Raw genomic sequence first — 23,654 nt, forward strand, 5'->3', positions numbered from 1 at the left:
CACCGCACCGGTACAACGGTCACACCCGGGGCGCTCGACCCCCGTCGGACCGGGGCACTCGGCCCCGTCAGACCAGGGCGCTCAGCCCCCACTGACCGGTCCACGTCTCGCCGGGCTGCAACACGACGATGTCGATGCCCAGATTGAACGCGTCCGGCGGGCACGTCGCCGGCGCGAGCGCGAGGGCACGGCCGCGGCCCGGATAGTCGTCGGCGATCGACGCGTGCACCCACCCGAAGCCCGGGCCGGTCCACAACCGCACGCCGCGACCGTCCGGGCCGAGCAGGTCGTGCCGGACCCGTCCGTCGACGTCCTCGTCGAGCGCGCTGAAGGGGGCGTCGAGCGTGACGCCGCGCAGCGACCGCGGAGAGGTGAAGTCGTAATCGCTGTCGGCGACGGGCTGCGAGTACGCGTTCGGCAGGGACCGCTCCGGGTCGACGGGCAGCCGCGTGCCGGCGGCGATCTGCAGCGTGCAGTCGTCGAGGTCGGAGTCGCCGGCCCGCAGGTACGGATGCGCACCCAGACCGAAGGGCGCGTGATAGCCGCCGATGTTGGTCGTGGTGTGGGTGACTGTCAGCCCGGCCGGCCCCAGTTCGTGGGTGACGGTGAGCCGCAACTGGTACGGCCAGCCCTTGTGCAGTCCGACCTCGAGCGCCTGCACGACCCGATTCTCGCTGTGCGACAACAACTCCCAATAGCTCGCCCATGCGAACCCGTGCAGCGCCGCGCCGTGCTCCGGATCGGTCACGGCGAGTTGGTGTTCGATGCCGTCGAAGAAGAAGTGGCCGTCGCGGACCCGGCCCGGCCACGGGGCGAGCACGACACCGCTGTACAGCGGTGGCCGCTCCCCGGCCGGCCAGCTCTCGGTGAGCGCGTAGGCGCCGTCGGGCGCCTCGTGTTCGAGCAGACGCAGCGCACCACCTGCACTGGACACCACAGCCCGGTACCCGTTCCCCTGGATACCGAAATCCCTCGGATCGGACATGCCCACAGTTTCCACGGCCGCGACGATCCACACCACCGAATCGGCGCCTCCGCGCCCGTGTGTCGTTGTGGCGGTCGGGACCGCCACAAGTACACACCGGCGCCTACGACACCCTCACGACCTCTTTCGCGACCCGGAACCGCACGAACGCGGGGAACGCGAGCACACAGAGCGCGGTGCCGATCACGACGAGCACCCCACCGCCGGCAGCCGCGACCGCGGTGCCGACCGCCGCCGCGGCGACACCGTGGGCGACGTCGCCGATGCGCGGTCCCCCGGCGACGACCACGATGAACACACCCTGCAGCCGGCCACGCATCTCGTCGGTCGCGACGGTCTGGAGCATCGTCGAGCGAAAGGCCGCCGACACCATGTCGACGGCACCGCCGAATGCCAGGAACGCCAACGCGATCCAGAGCAGCACGGGACCGTCACCGGGCTCGGCGAACGCGACCGTGACACCGAAACCGATCATCGCGACACCCCACAGTGCGATGCACACGATCACCGCGAGCCCCTGCCGGCGCACCCGCGGCAGCCAGCCGGAGAACACGCCGCCGAGCACCGCGCCGACGGACATCGCCGCGAACAGCAGGCCGAGGGCGAAGCCGCCGGACACCGGGTCGCCGAACGACTCGTGCGCAATCTGCGGGAACAGGGCACGGGCCATGCCGAAGACCATCGCGACGATGTCGACCACGAACGAGGCGAGCAGGATCTTCTGCGTCGACAGGTACCGGAATCCGTCGAACACCGCGCGCAGCCCGGCCTTCGTGGTCTCCCCGAGCGGCGGGATCGCCGGCAGCCGCACCACCGCCCACAGCGTGGCGAGCAGCGCGACGGCGTCGAGCAGATACAGCGCGGACAGCCCCAGAACCGGGATGAGAACCCCGGCGAGCAGCGGTCCGGCGATCGCCCCGAACTGCATCACCGTCATGTTCAGCGAGGTCGCGGCCGCGATCTGTCCCGGTGGCAGCAGCCGCGGGATGATCGCGGACCGCGTCGGCTGATTGACCGCGAAGAACGCCTGCTGCACCGCGAACAGCCCGAGCAGCAACCACACGTTGTTCAGTCCCGCGGCGGCCTGCGCCCACAGCAGCAGCGCCGTCACGCCGAGACCGGTCGTGGTGATGGTCAGCAGCCGTCGCCGGTCCATGACATCGGCCAGCGCCCCGCCCCACAAACCGAACACCACCAGCGGGACCAGCCCGAACACACCGGTCAGGCCGACGTAGGCGGAACTGCGGGTGATCTCGTAGATCTGCTGCGGCACCGCGACCACACCGAGCTGGGCGCCGATCGTGGTGACGACCCCCGCCGACCACAACCGCCGGTAGGCGGGGTCGCGCAGCGGGGTGGTGTCGGCGAGCAGGCGCTTCACGGCTGGAGCCGAACTGTCGACCAGTGCCCGTCGACGAGCCGGGTGAGGACGCGGTTGTGGAGGCGGTTGGGACGACCCTGCCAGAACTCGACGGACTCGGGGGTGATCCGCAGGCCACCCCAGAACGGCGGGACCGGGATGTCCTCGTCGACGCCGTAGCGTTCCCCGACCTCGATCATGGCCTGTTCGAGCGCGGCCCGGGACTCGATCGGCTGCGACTGCCGCGACGCCCACGCGCCGAGCCGCGAACCACGCGGCCGGGTGTGCCAGTACTCGGCGGTCTCCTCCGCCGACACTCGCGTGACCGGTCCCCGCACGGTGACCTGCCGGTGCACGGGAAGCCACGCGAACGTCGCGGACGCGTACGGCCGCGCCGCGAGCTGGCGGCCCTTGTTCGACTCGTAGTTGGTGAAGAAGGTGACGCCGTCCGCGTCGATGTCCTTGCACAGCACGGTGCGGGTCACCGGGCGGCCGTCCTCGTCGACCGTGCCGAGCACCATGGCGTTCGGTTCCGGTACCTCGGCGGCGATCGCGTCGGCGAGCCACCGCCTCAGCAGCGACAGCCAGCCGCCGGCGAGGTCTTCGGGTTCGAGGTCGGCGTCGACGGGCGCGGCCCCTTCGGGGCCGGCCTTCGCGTAGTCGACGCGCATCGCGGCGAGTTCCCCGGGACGCCGGGGTCGGTTCTGCGGATCTGACGACACGGGCGAAGACGCTACTCCGGAGACTGCGGGTCCGACCTGCGGCGGGGAGGTCTACAGTCTTGTTCGACGACAGCGGTGGGGTGCCCATCACATTCCGGCGCCTCGCCTCACAAGCAGTGCGACCCGGACCGGGCCGCACGAAAACAAGGAGAGTCCACCGTGGCATCGCGCGCGTCAGTACCCGAGGATTTCGTTGCCGGCCTCGAAGGCGTCGTTGCCTTCACCAGTGACATCGCCGAACCCGACAAGGACGGCGGCGCACTGCGATACCGCGGTGTCGACATCGAGGACCTCGTCGAGCGTGGTGTCACCTTCGGAGACGTGTGGGCACTGCTCGTCGACGGCAAGTTCGGTCGCGGCCTGCACCCGGCCGAACCGTTCCCCCTCCCGATCCACACCGGCGACGTCCGCGTCGACGTCCAGGCCGGCCTGGCCATGCTCGCCCCCATCTGGGGATTCCAGCCGCTGCTCGACATCGACGACGACACCGCCCGCGACAACCTCGCCCGCGCCGCGGTGATGGCGCTGTCCTACGTCGCCCAGTCCGCCCGCGGCATCTACCAGCCCGCGGTCCCGCAGAAGCGCATCGACGAGGCCAAGACCGTCACCGAACGCTTCATGGTCCGCTGGAAGGGCGAGCCGGACCCGGCGCACACCGCCGCCATCGACGCCTACTGGGTCTCCGCCGCCGAGCACGGCATGAACGCCTCCACGTTCACCGCGCGTGTCATCGCCTCCACCGGCGCCGACGCCGCCGCGGCCCTGTCCGGCGCGGTCGGCGCGATGTCCGGACCGCTGCACGGCGGCGCCCCCGCCCGGGTGCTGCCGATGATCGAGGAGACCGAACGCACCGGCGACGCCCGCGCGCTGGTCAAGGGCATCCTCGACCGCAAGGAAAAGCTCATGGGCTTCGGGCACCGCGTCTACCGCGCCGAGGATCCGCGGGCCCGGGTGCTGCGCAACACCGCCCAGCGCCTGAACGCCCCGCGCTTCGAGGTCGCCGCCGCGCTCGAGCAGGCCGCGCTCGCCGAACTGCGCGAACGTCGCCCGGACCGGGCCATCGAGACCAACGTCGAGTTCTGGGCCGCGGTGATCCTCGACTTCGCCGAGGTCCCGGCCGCGATGATGCCCGCGATGTTCACCTGCGGCCGTACCGCCGGCTGGTGCGCGCACATCCTCGAGCAGAAGCGCCTCGGGAAGCTCGTGCGACCGGCCGCGATCTACACGGGACCGGATCCGCGCTCCCCCGAGAGCGTCGAAGGCTGGGACACCATCGCACACAGCTGACCCGGCAGTCTTCGGGCGAATCGGAGGGGCCCCGGCCGGATCGGACGCAAATGCGGTGTCGGGGCCGGTGACACGGGCGGTCTAGACTACCTGTGCACCTGTCCCTCGACGCTTAGGACACGCATTCCGATGGCTGACGCTTCACCGATCATTCCCGCCGACCTCAAGCCCGCAGACGGCCGCTTCGGCTGTGGCCCCTCCAAGGTTCGCCCCGAACAGCTGCAGTCGCTGGTCGACGTCGGCGCCTCGGTGTTCGGTACCAGCCACCGCCAGAAGCCGGTCAAGGACGTCGTCGCGCGGGTGCGAGGCGGCCTGCGCGACCTGTTCTCGCTGCCCGAGGGCTACGAGGTCGTCCTCGGCAACGGCGGGTCGACCGCGTTCTGGGACGCCGCCGCGTTCGGTCTGATCCGCGAGCGTTCGCAGCACTTCACGTACGGCGAGTTCTCGTCGAAGTTCGCGTCGGTGGCGAAGAAGAACCCGTTCATCGGCGATCCGGTCGTCGTGTCGGCCGAGCCGGGTTCGGCTCCGGAGATCGTCGCCGACCCCGACGTCGACCTGATCGGCTGGGCGCACAACGAGACCTCGACCGGTGTCGCGGTCCCGGTTTCCCGCCCGGCGGGTTCGGAGAAGGCCCTCATCGCGATCGACGCGACCTCGGGTGCCGGTGGTCTGCCGGTGAACATCGCCGACGTCGACGCCTACTACTTCGCGCCGCAGAAGTGCTTCGCGGCCGACGGTGGGCTGTGGGTGGCGCTGATGAGCCCGGCCGCGCTCGAGCGCGTCGCCGAGATCAAGGAGTCGGGCCGCTTCACGCCCGAGTTCCTGTCGCTGCCGATCGCGATCGACAACTCGGTCAAGGACCAGACATACAACACCCCGGCGCTCGCGACGCTGCTGATGTTCGCCGACCAGATCGAGTGGATGAACAACAACGGTGGTCTGGAGTGGACCACCGCGCGCACCAAGGATTCGTCGTCGCGCCTGTACGAGTGGGCCGAGGCTTCGGAGTACGCGACGCCGTTCGTCGCCGATCCGGCCTACCGCTCGCAGGTCGTCGGCACCGTCGACTTCGTCGACTCGGTGGATGCCGCGGCGGTCGCGAAGATCCTGCGCGCCAACGGCATCGTCGACACCGAGCCGTACCGCAAGCTGGGCCGCAACCAGCTGCGCATCGGCATGTTCCCGGCGATCGATCCCGAGGACGTCACCCAGCTCACCAAGTGCATCGACTGGGTCGTCGGCCAGCTCTGAGTTTCACGTGACGGTGGAGGACCGGGCCCGCTGGGTCCGGTCCTCCGCTGTTTCCGGCCCGGGTGAAACTCTCGACTCCTGGTCGAGACTTCGGGTGAACCCAGCACCATAGCGCGTCCCGGGGGAGGTTGCACGACAACCCGCCGGGCGTGGCGCGGCGTGTCCTGACCTCACCGCCCCCACCGTTCCGTTACAGTCGGGCGGGTCAGTCGCGAACCGGCGCGAGGAGGTCATGGTGCGAGAGCTTCGAGTGGTCGGCCTCGAGCCCGACGGTTCCCACGTCGTGCTCGCGGATCCCGCGACCGGCGACAAGTTCCGCATCCCTGTCGACGACACCCTGCGCGCCGCCGCCCGCGGCGACCTCGCGCGTCTCGGCCAGATCCAGATCGAGACCAACAGCCAGCTCCGCCCCCGCGAGATCCAGGCCCGGATCCGCAGCGGCGCATCCGTGGAGCAGGTCGCCGAGGAAGCCGGCATTCCGATGGCGAAGGTCGAGCGTTTCGCCTACCCGGTGCTGCTCGAGCGGTCACGGGCCGCGGAGATGGCGCAGCAGGGTCACCCGGTCCGGCCGGACGGCCCCGCGGTCGAAACCCTGCTCGAGATCGTCACGCAGGCCTTCCGCACCCGCGGTCACAACATCGACGCCGCGACCTGGGACGCGTGGCGCGACGACGACGGCCACTGGGTCGCGCAGCTGCAGTGGAACGCGGGACGGTCCACCAACAGTGCGCACTGGCGGTATCAGCCCGACGCGCACGGCGGCACGATCGTCGCGCTCGACGACATCGCGAGCGACCTCGTCGATCCGGACTGCGCCCGGCCACTGCGGTATCTGACGCCGGTGTACTCGGCTCGGGACGTCGACGACACCCTCGACACCGACACGGTGGGCGAGCGGGCGTCGGCCGCCGCGGAGCCGATCACCCTGGATCGAGCGGAGCCGGAGCCGGCCGAGCAGCAGGTCACTGCCGAGGCCGAGGCCCCGGTCGTCGACTCCGACGAGGACGCCGAGGCCGAATCCGTTTCCGAGGACGATCCGCAGCCCAAGCTGGCACCGCAACACACGTCGGGCAAGGACAAGCGCGGCAAGCCCGCGCTGCCGTCCTGGGACGACGTGCTCCTCGGCGTGCGCAGCAACGGACGCGCCTGAGGACCGTCCCGATGGCGGCGTCCGTCTCGACTCTCTGGTACGTCGACGCCCCCGAACCGGCCACGGTGTTGTGCTCCGCCCGCCCGGACCGCGATTCCGCGCATGCGCTCGTGGGGCGACTCTATCCGGATCTGAATTCGGTTCCGCTGGAACGGGTTCCGCTGGTGGAGGCCGCCGCGTGCGCGGAGCGGGACCGGGTGTACGTGGGCAGCTATCCGGGTGTCACGGTGGTGTGCAGCCCCGACCTGCCGCAGCAGCCCTCGGAGACGCCCGAAACCTGGACGCACACACTGGGTTCCGAGCACACCTACGTGATCCGGTCGGATCCGCCGCGGGCTCTGGGGGCGTTCGCGCAGTGGCACCACGGGGAACTGCGACGCGCGTTCAGCGCGACGACCGTCGACATCTTCGAGGATCACGGCGTGCCGTTCGTGTGGGAACGACCGTTCTGGGCCGGTGACCATCCCGTGCGCTGGCCCGTCGATGTCACCCCTCCCCCGCAGGCACTGCCGTTCCATCCGCGCCGTCTCGTCGAGACCGCCAACGCGGCCTGGCTCGGATTCCGGTACATCGGCCGCGAATCCGGAGAGCCGGATCCGGCCGACATCGAGGTCTGGCGGTTCGGTCTCTACCGCGACGGCGAGACACCGCCGCCCGCAACGGATTTCACTCCACCGCCGGAACGACGGCGACGTCGCTGGTGGGGACTCCTCCGCTGACGGCCGAACCGGAGATCACAACGACGTCAGCAGGATCAGCCAGCCGAGGGGAATGCCCGCGGCGACACCCACAGCCACCCAGCGCCACAACGGAATCCGGCTCCACACCCACAAGGTCGGGGCGGCACCCGCACCGGCGACCAGGTTGACCCCGAAGGCGAGCACCGGACTGATGCCCACCAGCACCGAACCGAACGCGACGACCGTCACGACGGTCACGATGAGCGCGAACGCCGTGAGGGTCAGACCGGTTGCCCACGGGGTTGCCGAGGGAGCGGAGCGAGTCATCTCGGGATCCGCACCCGCTCGTAGAACGCCATGGCGGCAGCGGTCGCGACATTGAGCGAATCGGTGCCCGGCGCCATGGGGATACGCGCTCGCACGTCGGTGGCACGCATCGCGTGCTCGGTCAGTCCCGGACCTTCGGCACCGAGCAACAAAGCCACCTTCTCCCCCGTCATCGCTTCGGCGAGGGTAACAGCCCGAGGGTTCGGCGTGAGCGAGATCAACTGGAAACCGCGACCGCGCAGCAGATCGAGGTCGTGCGGCCAGTTCGGCAGGTGCGCGAACGGCACACGCAGCACGTGGCCCATGGACACGCGCACCGCGCGGCGATACAGCGGGTCGGCGCAGCCCTTGCCGAAGAGCACGGCGTCGACGCCGAGACCGGCGGCGTTGCGGAACATCGAGCCGATGTTCTCGTGATCGTTGACGCCCTCGAGCACCGCGACGGTCGTCGCCTTCTCTAGCACGTCCCCGAGGTCGAGGGGTTCGGGGCGGGACGCGGCGGCGAGAACACCCCGGTTCAGGTGGAACCCGACCACCTCGGCCATCACCTCGGCGGAGGCGCGGTAGTACGGCACGTCGACATCGCGCAGGTCGTCGGCGAGTTCCCCGAGCCGGCGGTCGACGCCGAGCAGGCTGTTGGGCGTGAACCGCGAGTCGAGCATGCGCTGCACGACGAACACGCCCTCCGCGATGACCAGGCCCTTGCCGCCCGGGAGATCGGGGCGGCGATCCGAGGAGTTGAGATCGCGGAAATCGTCCAGCCGTGGGTCGGCGGGATCGTCGATGTCGATGACGTGAACCACGTCGCCCATTGTCCCAGTTCACGCCTCGCGTGCAGGCGTCGGGGCGAGGGAATCCGGGTCCACCGGAATGTCGCGCTGCCAGGCCGCTGCGGCCGGGAGCGCTGCGTCGACGACCGGCCGGTCACAGGGCGACGACCGTCCGCAGCGCGGTGATGTCGGTCTCGTCGGTACGGGTGCGGCACGGTCGCCGCCGCCGTACCGACGAGCAGGTGGTTACTTGTCCTCGGTGACGAGCGTGGTGAGGATGCCCACCGCCTCGCGCAACGTGTCGAGACTCTTCTGATCGAGTTGCTGCAGCCGCTCCGTCAGCCACGCCTCCCGTGCCTGCGCCTCGTCGCGCAGCAGTTCCCGCCCCGCCTCGGACAGGTCGACGATGATCTGACGGCCGTCGGTCGGGTGCGGCGTGCGCTCCACCAGACCGAGATCGTTGAGTGATGCGATGACGCGTGTCATCGACGGTGGCTGGACCTTCTCACGCGCGGCAAGTGCCCCGGGGGTCATCGCTCCATCCTGGCTCAGCGTCGACATGGCCGACAGCTGGGTCAGGGACACTCGCGAATCGGTGCGTCTCCCCCGCAAATGACGCGTCAGGCGCACGACAGCCAGGGCGAGATCGCCCGCCAGTGCACGTGTTTCCGATGTCATGGCGAGCACAATACGTTATGCCACGGAAACTACCGACACATGTTCTAGGTGAGCACGTTGGTGATGGGATCCACCACGAAATATGCGGTGAACAATGCTGCTACCACCCACATCAGCGGGTGTAGCGTGCGGATTTTCCCGCTCGCCGCGTGCATCACCACCCAGGTGATGAAGCCCACGCCGATGCCGTTGGCGATCGAGTAGGTGAACGGCATCACCAGGATGGTCAGGAACGCCGGCAACGCGACCTCGAATTTGCTGAAGTCGATGTCCCGGACCTGCCCGATCATCAGGGCGCCCACCACGATCAGGGCGGGCGCGGCGGCCTCGATCGGCACCATCTCGTACAGCGGCGTCAGGAACATCGCGGCGAGGAACAGCACACCGGTGACGACGTTCGCCAGGCCGGTGCGGGCGCCGTCGGCGATACCCGACGCGGACTCGACGAACACGGTGTTCGACGACGACGAGGCAGCGCCACCGACGATGGCACCGGTGCCCTCGACGACGAGGGCGCGGCCCACGTTGGGCAGGTTGCCGTCCTTGTCGACCAGACCGGCTTCCTTACCGAGTCCGGTCATCGTGCCCATCGCGTCGAAGAAGTTCGCGAGCACCAGGGTGAACACGAGCAGCGTCGCGGCGATCACGCCGATGCGGGTGAAGGCACCGAACAGGTCGACATCACCGACCAGGCTCAGATCGGGCATGCCGGCCACCTGCCCGGGCACCTCGGGGGTGCTCAGGTTCCAGCCCTTCGGGTTGGTGCCCATCGACGGCCCGACGTCGGTGAGCGCCTCGACGATCGCCGCGACCACCGTGGTGATCACGATGCCGATGAGCAGACCGCCACGCACCTTGCGCACGACCAGCACACCCATCAGCAGCACACCGAAGACGAACACCGCGGTGGGCCACGACGCAATCGAGCCGTCGATGCCGAGACCGACGGGCACGGTGGTGCCGGCGGCGTCGGGGATGCGGCGGACGAAACCGGCGTCGACGAGGCCGATGAACGCGATGAACGCACCGATGCCGGCGGCGATGGCCGATTTGAGTTCCGGCGGAATCGCATTGAACACCGCGGTCCGGAATCCGGTCAGTGCGAGGACCACGATGATGATGCCGTCGATGACGACCAGGCCCATCGCCTCCGGCCACGTCACCTGCGGCGCGATGGTCACCGCGAGCAGACTGTTGATGCCCAGGCCCGCGGCGAGCGCGAACGGATAGTTGGCGATGATGCCGAACACGATGCTCATCAGTCCGGCGACGAGTGCCGTGACCGCGGCGACCTGGTTGATCGGCAGGATGTTGCCGAGCACGTCGACCTTGGCGGTGGCGTCCTCGGGCGAGAAGCTACCGAGGATGAGCGGATTGAGCACCACGATGTAGGCCATCGCGACGAAGGTGACCACACCGCCGCGGACTTCCCGGGACACCGTAGAACCACGTTCGGTGATCTTGAAATAGGTGTCCAGTAAACCGGTGCCTACGGCCATGTCGAATATCCACTCCGGAGAAGATTTGCTCGAGTCGCAACCGGGAGATTATTGCAGCGCGGAACTACTAGTCTGCAAATTGTGAAAGACGCAGATGACGTTGCCGCGCAGGTCCGACGCCTCGCCGATCCCCGGCCCGCGCTCGCCCTCGGCACCGTCGCGTGGCTCGTCGCGACGATCGTCGTTCTCGTCGTCGGAGACCGCTGGTCGGCGGCGCTTCCGGTGTGCGTGGCCGGAATCGTGGTGGGGCTGCTGGGATCTGCGCTCTTCCTCGTTCAGCGGCGCGCCGCGCGCCGCGGCCGGCGCGGGGCACAGGTCGGGCTGAACTGACGGATCGGGCCGCGAGCCGGGTGCGTCAGCGACGGATCCGCACCCGCGTGACCAACCACACCCACAGCAGAGCCCACAGCGACCCGAGGATCCAGCCGGCCACGACGTCGGTCAGCCAGTGCGCCGCGAGGTAGACGCGGGAGAGTCCGACGGCCACGGTGTAGCCGGCGAGACCGGCGTAGAGCGCCGCGCGCCACGGGCCCTGCGGACGCGCGGACCGGGCGAGAACGGCCGCGAGCGTGACCGCCAGGATCGCCGACATCATCGCGTGGCCGGACGGGAACGAGTGCGTCGACAGGTCCACCAGCCGCTCCGGCTGCGGCGGCCGGGCACGACCGAACAGCAGCTTGAGCAGGCTCATCACGGGCCAGCCGGTGAGAACCGCGCCGGCGACGAGCAGCGCGTCCTGCGGCCGCGACGCACGCATCAGCAACAGGGTCGCGACGATCGCGAGGATCGTGACCCCCACCGTGCCGCCGGTGTGGGTGACGACGGTGACGGCGGTCGTGATCGGCGGCTCCCGGACGCCGAGCATCCAGTCGAGTACCGCGACGTCGACGCTCACGACCCGGCACCACCGCTCGCCACGGCGGCGGCGAACCCGGCGGGCGTGCAGTGGGTGGTGCCGGATCGGTCCACCCACCAGGCCACCTCGCGCTCCCCCGTCACCGCACCCGAACAGCTCACGACGAGCCGGTCGTGAACGGTCAGCGGTCCCCGGGGCAGGGGCACCCCGGTGGTCGCGGCGGCGAGCACGGCCTGCGGTTCCCGCGACCATTCGGTGGCCCGGCCCGGGCCGGTCGGTTCGGCGGACACCGTGTCGGACGCGAGCGGGAGGTCGAGCAGTTCGGCGAGTGCACCCGCAGTTGCCGTGGTGCCCATCACGATCCGTTCCGCGGGGACGACGGCGGCGAGCCACGGACGGTCGAGCACGAGCGCGTCGGCCGCGTCGACGACGGTCCCGGCGATGCTGCGCACGGCGTCCGGCAGGTCCAGTGCGGCGACGTCGAGAACCCCGGACGCGTACGCGGCGGCGAGGGCACCGTGCGCGGCGGCGACGACCGCGGGTGCCGGGTCACGGTCCGGGTCCGCTAGGCGGTCGAGCAGCAGCGCGGCCAGTGCGGTGCTGTCGACGACCGGCGACGCCAGGCACGCCCGCAGCCGGTCGGCGTCGGGGTGCGGGCACGGATCGAGCAGGCCCTCGAAGGTCGTGTCGTCGGGGGCGCGCAATCGTCCCAGCGGCTGCCCGTCGAGAACCGCGTAGGTGCGCAGCCACCACGCGGTGTACCCCTCGCGGTCGGCCAGCGCGTCGGCGGTGTCGGGATCCGCGGCGAGCAGCGTCAGGGCTCTTGCCCATCGGGTTTCGTCGACGAGGTCGAGGTCGCGGACCGCGACGAGGGTGTCCGGGTCGGTGTCGACCGTCTCCCACCACTGCCCCTCGTCGGGCAGGTCGTGGTCCGGACCGGTGGGCAATTCCGCGCGCAGCACGGTGAAACCCCAGCCGACCCCGACGGCCCGCAACGCGTCCACGCCGTACCGGTCGATCACCTTGGAATCGACTGTCCCGAAAGGTGATTCGTCGACGAGAACATCGGCGAGGGGCGCATCGGGCAGGAGCAGTTCGTCGGCGGGAACCAGCTCGCCGTCGACGTCGGGCAGCAGCAGGGCCCCGAGATCGCGGGGCAGGGAGCCGCCGGGAACGTGCCCGGCGAGCCGCAGCACCGTGTCGGCGAGTTCCGCGGCGGCTTCGTCGTCGTCGGGGTCGACGTCCTCGACGGCGGCGAACAGCGCGGGGTCCGACAGCAGATCGACGGCGGTGACGGTGCCGGCCCCGAGCCGCGCGAGCAACGGGTGAGCGGCGTCCGGGTGCACCAGCCGCACCCACGGCAGCACGAGCGGGCCGTCCACCCCCAGATCGGCTCCGAGCACGGTGGTGCGCGGACCGGTGACGAGACGCCCGTCCGACAGCGGCACCGGAATCGACGCGAGTTCCTCCGCGACCACCGCGTCCACGACGAGCGGCTCGAGCGCGTCGTACAACCGGCGCCACCACTGCGGGTCGCGGTCGAGTCCGGCGAGCAGTTCGGCGACCCGGGCCGGGCCGATCCGGTGCACGTCCACCGCGGCGAGCAGCGACGCGTACCGCGGCCCGCACAGCGCGGGCGCGACGAGACCGGGCACGACGTCGGCGAGGGCCTCGGCCAGTTCGTCGGTGAGCCCGTCCAGCGCCGTCGCCCGTTCGGGCACCAGGTCGTCGCCGCCAGCGGCGGCGGGAAGCCAGGGGTGGGTGCGCAGTTCCGCGAGCACGGCCTCCCGGAGCAGTCCGTCGGCCTCGCTGCGCGCGAACCCGGGCACCGGCACCAGCGCGATCCGCTGGTCCGCGGGCAGCGCCGCGGCGAACCGCGCGTAGCCCTCGGCGATCCGGTCGAGCGGGGCGCCGGGCAGCAGCCGTCGCCGGTCCGGCTGCATCGGCACGTCGGCGACGACGAGGACGGGCAGCGACAGCTCCTCGTCGGACCGGGTGGGGGCGCGCAGCACGTCGTCGCCGAGGGGCGTGATCTCCCCGGCGGCGGTGACGGGAACCAGCCAGCGCGCGTGCGGTCCTTCGCCCTCCCACCAGCGGTGCTCGCCGACGACGATCTCGTGGACGCCGCCGCCGAGGTCCGTGCGGGTGCGGGTCAGTTCGTCGTCGCCGATGGTGATCGAGCCGAGGGCGGGCAGTTCCAGCAGCAGTTCCGCAGCCTCGGCGCGGAATCCGTCGAGCAGAGCACGCGCGTCGACATCCGGGCGCAACCGCAACACGATCTCGGTGTCGAAGCCGGACACCGGAGGTTCGGCGGTGGGCCACGCCAGGCGCAGGACCGGCACTCCGGACCGCGGTGGCGTCAGGTCGTGCTCGCGCAACACCGCGCGGGTGCGCTCGGCGGAGAAGCGGATCGATCCGGTCCGGGACCGGATCCCGATGTCGTCGGAGACCGCGAGAACGGCGGTGAAGCCGACACCGAAGCGTCCGACTCCCCCGGTTTTTGCGGACGCCCGCAGCGCTGTCAGCGCCTGCACGCCGGGGCCGTCCAGCGGGGAACCGGTGTTGGCGACGTGCAGGCCGTCGTCGCCGAGCCACACCCGCATCGCGCCGGTGATGCCCGCGCGGGTCGCGGCGTCGGCTGCGTTCTGGGCGAGTTCGGTGAGTACCCGGTCGCGGTAGCCGGCACGGACGAGGTCCGATTCGGTGGCGGTGTCCTCCCGCAGGCGGGTGGGCGACGACCGCCACGCGAGCAGCGTGCCGTCCCGCAGCGCCGCGGTACCGAACGGGTCCGCGGGGTCGGCCTGGGTCACGTCAGTCGGTCTGTTCCGGCCGGCCGGTGTCGTCGCTGGTCGTCGCCTCGTCGGTGACCGTCGGCTCCTCGGCGGGCGCCTCGTCGGTGGCGCTCGGCTCCTCGGCAGCGGGCACCTCATCGGTGACCGTCGGCTCCTCGCTGGCGGGCGCCTCGTCGGTGACCGTCGACTCCTCCGTGACAGTCGGCTCGGCGGGCGGCTCGGGCCCTTCGGCCTCGACGGTGCCCGACTCCGCCGGCGCGGCGGTGTCCGACTCTGCCGGGGCGGCGACCGTGATGATCTCCACCGCCGCGTCGTCGTACGCGTCGAAGCGGGGCGAACCGGCACCGGTCGGAAGCGTGGTGTCCGAATGGGCACCGCAGCCGTACTGGGCGTGCACGACGTGCCCGTCCGCGGCGAACTCGTTTCCACAGACCCCGAACGCCGCGTGCAGCGACCCGGCGAGCGGCAGGAAGAATCCGCACAGCATGCAGGTCGACGGGGCGGCCTTCGCCATCTCGGTGTCCGGGCCGTATGCCTCGAACCAGCGCTGGGCCGCGTCGAGGCGACCTTCCAGGCTCATGACCTGACGACGGCCGAGACCGATCTCGAGCGCGGTTTCGTCGACCTCGGGGTCGCCGGTCTCGACGTATCCCGGCACCAGGCGGGGATCGCCGGGGGCGGGGGCCAGCAGGTCGCCGGGGCCGAGGTCGCCGGGGCGGATCCGCTCGCTCCACGGCAGCCATTCGGGTGCGATCAGCGCGTCGGGTCCGGGCAGCAATGCCAGCTCGCTGACCGTGACGTGATCGGACTCCGGAGCGGCGGCCACGACGACCGCCCACTGCCAACCGCGGTAACCGGGCAGGTCGGCGACGAAACGGTGGGTGGCCGCGCAGTCGTTCTCCGCGGTCACACCCAGATGCGGGCCGATCCCGCCTTCGCCGAGCTCGTCGAGAGCCGCGCGGGCGATGTCGACCGCATCGGCGAGGACAGGTCGCACAGCCTCGGCGGAGCTTTCCGCGCTGGGGGCATCAGCAGAAGACACAGCACTCACGGCTCCCATTCTGCCGCACCCGAACGGGAGCGCGACCCTTGGCCGCCGGGACGGCGGCCGACGACTGCGATGATGGCAGCGTGCGACCGCGACAGGGCAGCAAACTCCCCGGGCCGATCCGAACCGCCGGTGTCCTGGCCCCGGCCACCGCGCTGCTCGCCGCCGGAATCCTCGCCGGGTGCGGCGACGAACCCGTCCCCGACCCCGGTCCGCCCGCCGACCGGCTGCGCGTCGAGATCGTCGCGACCCGGCCGCACGATCCCGAAGCGTTCACCCAGGGGCTCGAGATCTCCGACGGCGAACTGCTCGAGGGCACGGGCCGGAGCGGCCGGTCGTACCTGTCGGCGCGGGCCCTCGACACCGGCGTCGAACGCACGCGGGTGCCTGTTCCCGACGACATGTTCGGTGAGGGCATCACCGTGGCCGGGGACACGGTGTGGCAGCTGACCTGGAAGGACGGGGTGGCCATCGCCCGCGACCGCGACACGCTGACTCCCCGCGACCACGTCGAGTACGACGGCCAGGGCTGGGGCGTGTGCGCGGCCGGGGACCGTCTGGTGATGAGCGACGGTTCGTCCACCCTGACGTTCCGCGATCCGGCGACCTTCGACGTGCTCGGCAGCACGACCGTGCGCGTCGACGGCCGTGAGATCGACAACCTCAACGAGCTCGAGTGCGCCGAGGACGGATCCGTCTACGCGAACGTGTGGCAGACCGACCGGATCGTCCGCATCGACCCGGGCTCAGGGCGCGTGACCGCGACCATCGACGCCGGTGCCCTGCGCGACGCGCTCACCGACGAGCAGCGCGCGGAGATCGACGTTCTCAACGGGATCGCGCAGGTGCCGGGCACCGACCGGTTCCTCGTCACCGGCAAGTACTGGCCCACGATGTTCGAGGTGCGATTCGTCCCGTGAGCACCATGGATCACATCTCACGCCGGGACCTGTCTGCGCCCCCCGGGGACGGTGGGGAAGAATCGGAGGCGTGACCGATCCGGACGAGCGCCGACCCGCCGACCCGGCGCGCGGCCGTGCCGACGCCGACGGCAGCGACGCCGACGGCAGCGACTCCCGTTCGGCTCCGCGCTCCTCGCGTCCCGGCCGGCCCGACCCCGAGGCGAGCCATCCCGGCTACCGGAACTATCCGCCCCCGCGGCACCTCGGGTCGCGGCGCACTCCTCTGCCGCCGCTGCACCCCCTCGACGGGAATCGCAAACCCCGCGACGACGCGCGCGCGGCCTCGGAGTCCGACGCACCGCGCGCCCCGCGGATGCCGCGGAAGCTGACCGTGACCCGGGTCGCGGCCCTGCGCAGCCGGGAGCTGACGAACAAGGGCATCGCCACGTTCCGGCGCGCGGCCACCGCGGACGGCGCCGACAAGTCCGGGCTGACGGCGCTGATGTACGCGACGATGGCGAACTTCGCGAGCGACGCGGCGATCGCGGTGGCGCTGGCGAACACCTTGTTCTTCTCGGCCGCGACCGGCGAGGACAAGACGAAGGTCGCGCTGTACCTGCTCATCACGATCGCCCCCTTCGCGATCATCGCCCCGCTGATCGGCCCGTTGCTGGATCGGTTGCAGCACGGTCGCCGGCTGGCGCTGGCGGCGTCGTTCGCGCTGCGCTGCGTCCTTGCGGTGGTGCTCGTGTTCAACTTCGACAGTTGGGGCCTGTATCCGGCGGCGCTGGCGATGATGGTGCTGAGCAAATCGTTCTCGGTGCTGAAATCGGCGGTGACGCCCCGGGTGCTGCCCCCGGAGATCGATCTTGTCCGGGTCAATTCCCGGCTGACCGTGTTCGGCCTGGTCGGCGGCACCTTGGGTGCCGGTGCGGTCGCCGGCGCCGCGGCGTGGCTGTTCGGCTCGTCGGGTGCGCTGTGGCTGTGCGCCGGCATCACCGCGTTCGGCGCGTACCTGAGCATGCGGATCCCCGCGTGGGTGGAGGTCACCGAGGGCGAGGTCCCGGCGACGCTGTCCTATCACGGGTCCGAGGCCCGCACCGAGATGCTCGACACCAAGACGGAGGTGATCACCCCGCCCGGCACGCGACGCCGTCAGCCGCTGGGCCGGGCGGTGGTCACCGGACTGTGGGGCAACGGCACGATCCGGGTGCTGACCGGATTCCTGACCCTGTTCATCGCGTTCGTCGCGAAGTCCAAGACCGAGCACGACCCGCTCGTGCAGGCCGCGATGCTGGGCCTGGTCGGCGCGGCCGCGGCGATCGGCAACTTCGCCGGCAACGCGACGGGGGCGCGGCTGGCGCTGGGTCGTCCCGCGCTCATCGTCGTCCGCTGCACCGCGGCGGTGGTGATCGTGTCCGCGATCGTCGCGGCGACGGACAACATCTTCGCGGCCGCCGCCGCGGCGCTGGTCGCGGCGTGTGCGAGCGCCCTGGCGAAGGTGTCGCTGGACGCGTCGCTGCAGCAGGATCTGCCGGAGGAATCGATCGCGTCCGGGTTCGGACGTTCGGAGACGGTGCTCCAGCTGAGCTGGGTGGCCGGCGGCGCGCTGGGGGTCCTGTTGCCGCCCGAATACTGGATCGGCTTCGGTGTCGTCACGGTGGTGCTGGTTCTGGGACTGACCCAGACGATCCTGACCTACCGTGGGAAGACGCTGCTGCCCGGATTGGGCGGTAAACGTCCCGAGCACGCCGACCAAGAGACCGCCGGCCGGCGCACCCCGCGCGCGGCCGGACATTCGAGCAGGAACGGAATCAGATGACGCTGCAGGCCCGGACGAAGAAGATCATCGCGCTGATCGCGGTGGTCGTATTGCTGGCGGCGGGTGGTCTCGCCGCGGTGGTGTGGAAGCTCGTCGACTCGGCCGAACCGCAGCTCCCGACGATCACCGCCTTCGCGCACGGCAAGAGCGTGACGGTCGAGCCGACCCAGCACTGCAACCTCTACCTGGAGGAATGCGTCGAGAATCCGCTGGGCATGCTCGACGTTCCGGCCGGGTTCCCGCTGCAGTTGTCGTTGCCGTCCGAGATCTCCGACGCCCCGTGGCGCCTGATCGTCGTCTACGGCGATCCCAAGACGGGCCAGACGTTCGTGGACGGGCGCCTCTTCGAGCCCGGTGAGCAGCGCGCGGTCACCGTCCCGTCCGATCCGTCGATCCAGCTGCTCGGCGTCGAGATCCAGCTGCCGTCGGCCGTGCAGGACGAGACGGGCACCGCGATCGCCCACGCGGTCTGGGCACTCCAGACCTACTGACCGATCCGTCACACGACCCGATCTTCAACGACGAGGGCCTCCGGTGCATCACCGGAGGCCCTCGTCGTGAGTGCGGTGACGAAAATCAGGAGTCGAGCTCGCGGGCGACGGCGCGCAGCACCTCGGAGATCCGCTGGGCGGCCTTGCGGTCCGGGTACTGGCCGCGCCGCAGGTCCTTCTGGACCGACGCCTCGAGCAGGTTGATCATGTCCTCGATCATGCCGTGCAGTTCGTCGGGGCTGCGCCGCTTCTTGTCCGCGGTGCTCTCGCGGCGACCACCCTTCTGTCGCAGGGTGGGCTGTTCGAGCAGTTTCACGCTCAGTGCCTGCGGGCCGCGGCGGCCGACTGCCATGCCGAACTCGACGCGCTGTCCCGGCTTGAGGGCCTCCACCCCTTCCGGGAGTGCGGACGCCCGGACGTAGACGTCCTCGCCTTCCTCCTGGGACAGGAAGCCGAAGCCTTTTTCGACGTCGTACCACTTCACCTTGCCGCTTGGCACCGCGCTCACCCGCTCCTCGACAGCTGTACCCGTCCGGGCACCTGTGGATATGCAAAACAACGCGCCCCGCAATCGGGTGCGGGACGCGTAGACGGCCGCCAGTGTACCCCGACCCGTGCGAGGGCCACGTACCTGCGCGACCCACTACCGTGGACGACGTGGGTACTTCCGATTCTTCTACGCGTCCGGGCAACGGCCTGCTGAAAGCAGCGCTGGTGTGCTTCGCCGTCGGTATCGTCGCAGTTGTCCTGATTTTCCTGACCCCGGTCGTCACGGACGGCAAACCGGGCCTGGTGCTGTATTCGCTGACCGCGGCCTGGCCGCTGGGCTTCCTGCTGGCAATCGCGTTCGCCCTGCGGTCGGGCCGTCGCGCGCGTGGAGGTGGATCGTGAAGTTCCTGCTCAACGTCATCTGGCTGATCTTCGGCGGACTGTGGCTGGCACTGGGCTACTTCCTCGCCGGCATCATCTGCTGCCTGCTGATCATCACGATCCCGTTCGGCATCGCGGCGTTCCGCATCGGCGTGTATGCGCTGTGGCCGTTCGGCAAGACCGTGGTCGACAAGCCGACGGCCGGGGTCGGTTCGCTGATCGGCAACATCATCTGGGTGATCGTCGCGGGCGTGTGGCTCGCGATCGAACACATCGTGACCGCGGTCGCGATGGCGATCACGATCATCGGGATTCCGCTCGCCATCGCGAACCTGAAGATGATTCCGATCTCACTGATGCCGCTCGGCAAGGACATCGTCTCCGTCCGATCACTCCAGTCACACCTGTGACGTTAGTCACATCACGTCCCGATAACATTCCGGCCTCGAACGCGCCGGGCGCCCGCAGATAGGGCGCTACCTGCGGATTCTCGAGCACTCCCGTCCAGGTCACCTGCTTGCGCGCGAAACATGGCGCGTTATCAATTGGTGACACTCCGCCCCCGGAACCGTTACCTTCGAATCCGGTCGGACTGGTCCGGCCGACCCGGATCCGCCGCGCCAAATCCTGTCCCGCGGAACCGGACCCCCAACGAACGATCCAGGGGACAGGAAACGGGGGACCCACACGGTCTCCCAGGGAGCGGAAGTTCCCAGGAGGCACCCGGGCACGAGCACCAGCAACGGCCCTAGGGGTGAAGCCGAATCGCTCCCAGCGGGAGCGTCGCGGCCGGGCTACCTCTTCAGCCCGAACCCGACAGCTGACCTCGTAGGCGCGTGCGGAGAGGAACCGGAGCAATGAGCGGACGCCATCGCAAGCCCACCAACACCGGCCGTACCGTCGCGAAGTTCGCGCTGACCAGCGCGGTTCTCGGCGTCACCGGCGTCGCATTCAGCGGCACCGCCAACGCAGCCCCCGATTCCGACTGGGACCGCCTCGCGCAGTGCGAGTCCGGCGGCAACTGGGGCATCAACACCGGCAACGGCTACCAGGGCGGCCTGCAGTTCTCGCCGAGCACCTGGAACGCCTACGGCGGCACGCAGTACGCACCGACCGCCCACCAGGCCACCCGCGACCAGCAGATCGCCGTCGCCGAGCGGGTCCTCGAAGGCCAGGGCTGGGGCGCATGGCCGTCCTGCTCCTCGAGCCTCGGCCTGAGCAGCGCACCCACCCAGCGTTCGGCGCCGACCTCCGGCACGCTCGCGGACAAGGTCGAGACGCCGCAGGAGCAGTCTGCTCCGCAGGCCGCTCCCGAGGCCGCGCCGACCCTGCAGGACAGCATCCCGTTCCTCGCGCCGCAGAGTGCCAAGGAAGGCTTCGCCCAGGGCATCGAGGCGCTGCGCGCCGCCGGCATCCCGGTCGATCAGGGCCTGGTCGATCAGGTCACGGCCATCCTGCCGAACTGACACGAACACAGAGAAGGGGCCCCGCACCGGATCGGTGCGGGGCCCCTTCTCTGTGTTCGGAAGCTCTGCGTTCGAAAGCCTGAGGTTCGGAGAATCAGCGGTTGATGACGGTCTGCGGGTGCGTGTACGGGAGGGACTCGACCGGAAGCGGGAACTCGGTCTCCTCACCGTACGGAGAGAGCGGACCCGAACGCGTGGAGGACAACTCGGTGACGGCGAGATCGCCATCGACAAGTTCCGGCCACCCGCGATCAACGTACGTGTTCTTCGAATTGTTCGCCATGCGCTCATTTTGGCAGGTGAGTTCGCAGTGGGCCACCTCAGGTCTCTAATCTGGGACGAATGACCCCGACCACCTCGTCCGGGCCCGACTCCGGGCCCCCCACCCTCGCCCGGTGGCTGACCGGACGTCGCGACTCCGACCTCGCCGCGCTGCTGCGCGCCCGGCCGGATCTGGTGGTGCCGCCCCCGGCCACGATGACCGTGCTGGCGAACCGCGCCCAGCAGCGGGCGTCGGTGTTCCGGGCCGCCGACGAACTGACCACCGGCGACTTCGGGGTCATCGAGGCGCTCGCCCGGCTCGGGGCCGCAGAGAAGCCCGTCACGCGCCGCGCGCTGCTCGACCGGCTCGCCGGTCGCACCACCGCGAAGAACGTCGATCGCACCCTGGACCGTCTGCGCACCCTGCTGCTCGTGTGGGGTTCCGCCGACGAACTGTCGCTGGTTCCGGCGGCCGCCGACACCGTGCCCTGGCGCATCGCCCGCAGCACTGCCTCCGATCTTCCGGACGACGCCGAGCTCGCGGCGATGATCGACGACCTCGACGCCGCCCGCCGCGGCATCCTCGACACCCTGGCCCGCACCTCCCCCGTCGGCCGGACCAAGGACGCCGCCGCGGACACGCCCGCCGACCGGCCGGTGCAGCAGCTGATCGCGTCCGGGCTGCTGATCCGCCTCGACGACGAGACCGTCGAACTCCCCCACCGGGTGGGCCAGTATCTCCGGGGCGAGGCACCGTTCGATCCGGCCGCGCTCGCGCCGCCGCCCGCGGCGCCGGCCACGCACACCGTCGCCGACATCAACTCGACCGCCGCGGGTGCCGCCCTCGAACTGCTGCGGCACGCCGAGGAACTGATCGACGCACTCGGTACCACCCCAGCCCCCGCGCTCAAATCCGGGGGACTCGGCGTCCGCGAGGTGCGCAGGCTCGCGAAGACCGTCGGCATCGACGAAACCCACGCGGCGCTGCTCGTCGAGGTGCTCGCCGCGGCCGGACTGATCGCGCGGGGCCTGCCGGACCCGCCGCCACCCACCGACGTCGACGACTACTGGGCTCCGACGACCTCCGCCGACGGCTGGATGAAGGCTCCCGCCGGACACCGGTGGGCGGTGCTCGCCGGCGCGTGGCTCGACTCGCCGCGGCGGCCGTGGCTCGTCGGCCGCCGCGACCAGAACGACAAGCCGATCGCCGCGCTGTCCGACGAGGTGCAGTCCCCGCCCGCAGTTCGCGACCGGCGGCTCCTGCTCGAATACCTCGCGGAGACCCCCGGATCGGCGCCCGACGTCGGGCAGATCCGCGCGGCACTGGCCTGGCGTCGGCCGCGGTGGGCGGGGCGGCTCGGGGGTGACGCGGTCGCCGAAACGCTGCGGGAGGCCACCGCGCTCGCCGTCGTCGCGCACGGGTCGATCGCATCCCCGGGCAAGGCACTGCTGCACGGCGGCGACGCCGAAGCCGAGATGGAAGCCGCGCTACCGGAGCCGGTGGACTACGTCCTCGTGCAGGCGGACCTGACCGTGGTCGCACCCGGGCCGCTGGTGCCCGATCTCGCCGCGCGCATCGCGCTCGTCGCCGACGTGGAATCGGCCGGCGCGGCCACGGTGTACCGCATCAGCGAGGGCAGCGTGCGGCGGGCGCTGGATGCCGGCACCGGGGCCGGAGACCTGCACGCGCTGTTCGCGACGCATTCGCGGACCCCGGTGCCGCAGTCCCTGACCTATCTCATCGACGACGTCGCGCGGCGGCACGGACGGCTGCGCACCGGCATCGCGTCGTCGTTCGTGCGGTCCGACGATCCGGCGCTGCTCGCCGAGGTCCTCGCCGCGCCGGTCGCCGCCACCCTGGCGCTGCGCGCGCTGGCACCGACCGTCGCGATCTCCCAGGCTCCGCTGGCCGAGGTGCTGCAGGAACTGCGGGCGGCGGGTTTCGCTCCCGCCGGGGAGGATTCGTCGGGCACGGTCCTCGATCTGCGCCCGCCCGGTGCCCGGCTGGCGGTGCCGCGCACGCGCCCCCGCTACACCGGCCCGGTCCCCCCGACCGCCGAGCAGCTCGACACGCTGGTCCGTACCCTGCGCGCCGGTGACCGGGCCGCGACCACGTCGGCGTCGAAGTCGGTGCAGGCGGACGGAAGCCGGTCCGGCGGTGCCGCCACGATGGCGCTGCTGCAGCTCGCGGTGCGCAGCAAGCGCAGCGTCAACCTGGGGTACGTCGACGCGCAGGGCGTCGCGACCCGGCGCATCGTCGACCCGGTCGCGGTGAGCGGCGGCACGCTCGAAGCGTTCGATCCGGCCGCCGGCACGGTGCGCAGTTTCGTGCTGCACCGGGTCACCTCGGTGGCGCTCGTCGACTGACGGGCACCGACTACCCGGCCCCGGCACCGGCACTCTGCGGAGCCGCCCTGCCGGGTCCGCCACCCCGCCC

At 70.8% G+C, this 23,654-nt stretch carries 24 protein-coding genes and 1 riboswitch; of the genes, 12 read left to right on the forward strand and 12 right to left on the reverse strand.

The window, feature by feature from the left end; all coding sequences use genetic code 11:
* Positions 1-67: 67 nt before the first annotated feature.
* The 3 genes from M1M07_RS20670 to pdxH form a co-directional block, all read right to left on the reverse strand.
* Positions 68-985: an aldose 1-epimerase family protein gene (locus M1M07_RS20670; protein WP_197250850.1), complete on the reverse strand. Its 918-nt coding sequence runs from the start codon at positions 983-985 to the stop codon at positions 68-70.
* A gap of 103 nt (positions 986-1,088) precedes the next feature.
* Positions 1,089-2,366 (reverse strand): MFS transporter, encoded by a 1,278-nt coding sequence (locus tag M1M07_RS20675; RefSeq protein WP_248675392.1) that lies wholly within the window; start codon positions 2,364-2,366, stop codon positions 1,089-1,091.
* Positions 2,363-3,016 carry a pyridoxamine 5'-phosphate oxidase gene (gene pdxH, locus M1M07_RS20680; protein WP_248675405.1) on the reverse strand — a complete coding sequence of 218 codons (654 nt, stop codon included), beginning with the start codon at positions 3,014-3,016 and terminating at the stop codon, positions 2,363-2,365. Before pdxH ends, M1M07_RS20675 begins: the two co-directional genes overlap by 4 nt.
* Positions 3,017-3,226: 210 nt before the next feature.
* Between pdxH and M1M07_RS20685 the strand changes: the two genes are divergently transcribed.
* The 4 genes from M1M07_RS20685 to M1M07_RS20700 all read left to right on the forward strand — a co-directional run bounded on the left by M1M07_RS20685 (position 3,227) and on the right by M1M07_RS20700 (position 7,474).
* A complete protein-coding gene (locus tag M1M07_RS20685) occupies positions 3,227-4,354 on the forward strand; it encodes a citrate synthase 2 (protein ID WP_248675393.1) in 1,128 nt (375 codons plus the stop codon).
* A gap of 129 nt (positions 4,355-4,483) precedes the next feature.
* Entirely contained in the window at positions 4,484-5,605 is a 1,122-nt protein-coding gene (gene serC, locus M1M07_RS20690) for a phosphoserine transaminase (RefSeq protein ID WP_197252847.1), read from the forward strand.
* Between the two features lie 235 nt (positions 5,606-5,840).
* Positions 5,841-6,755 (forward strand): septation protein SepH, encoded by a 915-nt coding sequence (gene sepH, locus M1M07_RS20695; RefSeq protein WP_197252857.1) that lies wholly within the window; start codon positions 5,841-5,843, stop codon positions 6,753-6,755.
* A gap of 11 nt (positions 6,756-6,766) precedes the next feature.
* Complete coding sequence (locus M1M07_RS20700) at positions 6,767-7,474, forward strand: hypothetical protein (protein ID WP_248675394.1); 708 nt, start codon at positions 6,767-6,769, stop codon at positions 7,472-7,474.
* Between the two features lie 15 nt (positions 7,475-7,489).
* On the opposite strand, the gene M1M07_RS20705 is transcribed toward M1M07_RS20700, so the two are convergent.
* The 4 genes from M1M07_RS20705 to M1M07_RS20720 form a co-directional block, all read right to left on the reverse strand.
* Entirely contained in the window at positions 7,490-7,762 is a 273-nt protein-coding gene (locus M1M07_RS20705) for a DUF2537 domain-containing protein (protein ID WP_197252849.1), read from the reverse strand.
* The gene (locus M1M07_RS20710; protein WP_197252858.1) at positions 7,759-8,565 is read right to left on the reverse strand and encodes an RNA methyltransferase; all 807 of its coding nucleotides are present in this window, start codon (positions 8,563-8,565) and stop codon (positions 7,759-7,761) included. Before M1M07_RS20710 ends, M1M07_RS20705 begins: the two co-directional genes overlap by 4 nt.
* A 213-nt stretch (positions 8,566-8,778) precedes the next feature.
* Entirely contained in the window at positions 8,779-9,210 is a 432-nt protein-coding gene (locus tag M1M07_RS20715) for a MarR family winged helix-turn-helix transcriptional regulator (protein ID WP_197252850.1), read from the reverse strand.
* A 44-nt stretch (positions 9,211-9,254) separates the two neighbouring features.
* Positions 9,255-10,709 (reverse strand): NCS2 family permease, encoded by a 1,455-nt coding sequence (locus M1M07_RS20720; RefSeq protein WP_197252851.1) that lies wholly within the window; start codon positions 10,707-10,709, stop codon positions 9,255-9,257.
* A gap of 81 nt (positions 10,710-10,790) precedes the next feature.
* Between M1M07_RS20720 and M1M07_RS20725 the strand changes: the two genes are divergently transcribed.
* A complete protein-coding gene (locus M1M07_RS20725; protein ID WP_197252852.1) occupies positions 10,791-11,039 on the forward strand; it encodes a DUF2530 domain-containing protein in 249 nt (82 codons plus the stop codon).
* A gap of 25 nt (positions 11,040-11,064) precedes the next feature.
* Here the strand turns inward: M1M07_RS20725 and M1M07_RS20730 are convergent, their stop codons facing one another.
* Genes M1M07_RS20730 through M1M07_RS20740 form a run of 3 tightly spaced genes read right to left on the reverse strand, consistent with a single transcriptional unit; the run spans position 11,065 to position 15,417 of the window.
* Positions 11,065-11,604: a phosphatase PAP2 family protein gene (locus tag M1M07_RS20730; RefSeq protein ID WP_197252853.1), complete on the reverse strand. Its 540-nt coding sequence runs from the start codon at positions 11,602-11,604 to the stop codon at positions 11,065-11,067.
* Positions 11,601-14,375 carry a sacsin N-terminal ATP-binding-like domain-containing protein gene (locus M1M07_RS20735; protein WP_248675395.1) on the reverse strand — a complete coding sequence of 925 codons (2,775 nt, stop codon included), beginning with the start codon at positions 14,373-14,375 and terminating at the stop codon, positions 11,601-11,603. Before M1M07_RS20735 ends, M1M07_RS20730 begins: the two co-directional genes overlap by 4 nt.
* 1 nt (position 14,376) lies before the next feature.
* Entirely contained in the window at positions 14,377-15,417 is a 1,041-nt protein-coding gene (locus tag M1M07_RS20740; protein ID WP_248675397.1) for a DUF3027 domain-containing protein, read from the reverse strand.
* Between the two features lie 158 nt (positions 15,418-15,575).
* On the opposite strand from M1M07_RS20740, the gene M1M07_RS20745 reads away from it, so the two are divergent.
* The 3 genes from M1M07_RS20745 (at position 15,576) to M1M07_RS20755 (ending at position 18,620) form a co-directional block, all read left to right on the forward strand.
* Positions 15,576-16,325 carry a glutaminyl-peptide cyclotransferase gene (locus tag M1M07_RS20745; protein WP_248675406.1) on the forward strand — a complete coding sequence of 250 codons (750 nt, stop codon included), beginning with the start codon at positions 15,576-15,578 and terminating at the stop codon, positions 16,323-16,325.
* 70 nt (positions 16,326-16,395) lie between these two features.
* Positions 16,396-18,129, forward strand: coding sequence for an MFS transporter (locus M1M07_RS20750; RefSeq protein WP_248675398.1), 1,734 nt, complete (start codon positions 16,396-16,398; stop codon positions 18,127-18,129).
* Positions 18,126-18,620, forward strand: coding sequence for a DUF2771 domain-containing protein (locus M1M07_RS20755; RefSeq protein WP_231610625.1), 495 nt, complete (start codon positions 18,126-18,128; stop codon positions 18,618-18,620). Before M1M07_RS20750 ends, M1M07_RS20755 begins: the two co-directional genes overlap by 4 nt.
* 85 nt (positions 18,621-18,705) lie before the next feature.
* Here M1M07_RS20755 and M1M07_RS20760 read toward each other — a convergent pair whose 3' ends face one another.
* Positions 18,706-19,119 (reverse strand): cold-shock protein, encoded by a 414-nt coding sequence (locus M1M07_RS20760; protein ID WP_197252490.1) that lies wholly within the window; start codon positions 19,117-19,119, stop codon positions 18,706-18,708.
* A 149-nt stretch (positions 19,120-19,268) separates the two neighbouring features.
* Here M1M07_RS20760 and M1M07_RS20765 point away from each other — a divergent pair, with 149 nt between their 5' ends.
* From M1M07_RS20765 to M1M07_RS20775, 3 genes are all read left to right on the forward strand, one after another.
* Positions 19,269-19,511 carry a hypothetical protein gene (locus M1M07_RS20765; RefSeq protein WP_197252488.1) on the forward strand — a complete coding sequence of 81 codons (243 nt, stop codon included), beginning with the start codon at positions 19,269-19,271 and terminating at the stop codon, positions 19,509-19,511.
* A complete protein-coding gene (locus M1M07_RS20770) occupies positions 19,508-19,900 on the forward strand; it encodes a YccF domain-containing protein (protein ID WP_197252487.1) in 393 nt (130 codons plus the stop codon). Before M1M07_RS20765 ends, M1M07_RS20770 begins: the two co-directional genes overlap by 4 nt.
* 213 nt (positions 19,901-20,113) lie before the next feature.
* A riboswitch (cyclic di-AMP (ydaO/yuaA leader) is annotated at positions 20,114-20,341 on the forward strand.
* Between the two features lie 6 nt (positions 20,342-20,347).
* Entirely contained in the window at positions 20,348-20,956 is a 609-nt protein-coding gene (locus M1M07_RS20775; protein ID WP_248675400.1) for a transglycosylase family protein, read from the forward strand.
* Positions 20,957-21,050: 94 nt separating this feature from the next.
* Here M1M07_RS20775 and M1M07_RS20780 read toward each other — a convergent pair whose 3' ends face one another.
* The gene (locus M1M07_RS20780; protein WP_197252485.1) at positions 21,051-21,239 is read right to left on the reverse strand and encodes a hypothetical protein; all 189 of its coding nucleotides are present in this window, start codon (positions 21,237-21,239) and stop codon (positions 21,051-21,053) included.
* Positions 21,240-21,298: 59 nt separating this feature from the next.
* Between M1M07_RS20780 and M1M07_RS20785 the strand changes: the two genes are divergently transcribed.
* Positions 21,299-23,584, forward strand: a complete 2,286-nt coding sequence (locus M1M07_RS20785; RefSeq protein WP_248675402.1) for a helicase-associated domain-containing protein — start codon at positions 21,299-21,301, stop codon at positions 23,582-23,584.
* Positions 23,585-23,654: the final 70 nt, after the last annotated feature.

This window comes from Rhodococcus sp. HM1 (assembly GCF_023218075.1).
Taxonomy (GTDB): Bacteria; Actinomycetota; Actinomycetes; order Mycobacteriales; family Mycobacteriaceae; genus Rhodococcus.

Coding starts and splice junctions, on each gene's coding strand:
- M1M07_RS20670 (WP_197250850.1), bottom strand. CDS start 985: ATGTCCGATCCGAGGGATTTCGGTATCCAGGGGAACGGGTACCGGGCT.
- pdxH (WP_248675405.1), bottom strand. CDS start 3,016: ATGCGCGTCGACTACGCGAAGGCCGGCCCCGAAGGGGCCGCGCCCGTC.
- serC (WP_197252847.1), top strand. CDS start 4,484: ATGGCTGACGCTTCACCGATCATTCCCGCCGACCTCAAGCCCGCAGAC.
- M1M07_RS20700 (WP_248675394.1), top strand. CDS start 6,767: ATGGCGGCGTCCGTCTCGACTCTCTGGTACGTCGACGCCCCCGAACCG.
- M1M07_RS20705 (WP_197252849.1), bottom strand. CDS start 7,762: ATGACTCGCTCCGCTCCCTCGGCAACCCCGTGGGCAACCGGTCTGACC.
- M1M07_RS20715 (WP_197252850.1), bottom strand. CDS start 9,210: ATGACATCGGAAACACGTGCACTGGCGGGCGATCTCGCCCTGGCTGTC.
- M1M07_RS20720 (WP_197252851.1), bottom strand. CDS start 10,709: ATGGCCGTAGGCACCGGTTTACTGGACACCTATTTCAAGATCACCGAA.
- M1M07_RS20740 (WP_248675397.1), bottom strand. CDS start 15,417: ATGGGAGCCGTGAGTGCTGTGTCTTCTGCTGATGCCCCCAGCGCGGAA.
- M1M07_RS20755 (WP_231610625.1), top strand. CDS start 18,126: ATGACGCTGCAGGCCCGGACGAAGAAGATCATCGCGCTGATCGCGGTG.
- M1M07_RS20775 (WP_248675400.1), top strand. CDS start 20,348: ATGAGCGGACGCCATCGCAAGCCCACCAACACCGGCCGTACCGTCGCG.
- M1M07_RS20780 (WP_197252485.1), bottom strand. CDS start 21,239: ATGGCGAACAATTCGAAGAACACGTACGTTGATCGCGGGTGGCCGGAA.
- M1M07_RS20785 (WP_248675402.1), top strand. CDS start 21,299: ATGACCCCGACCACCTCGTCCGGGCCCGACTCCGGGCCCCCCACCCTC.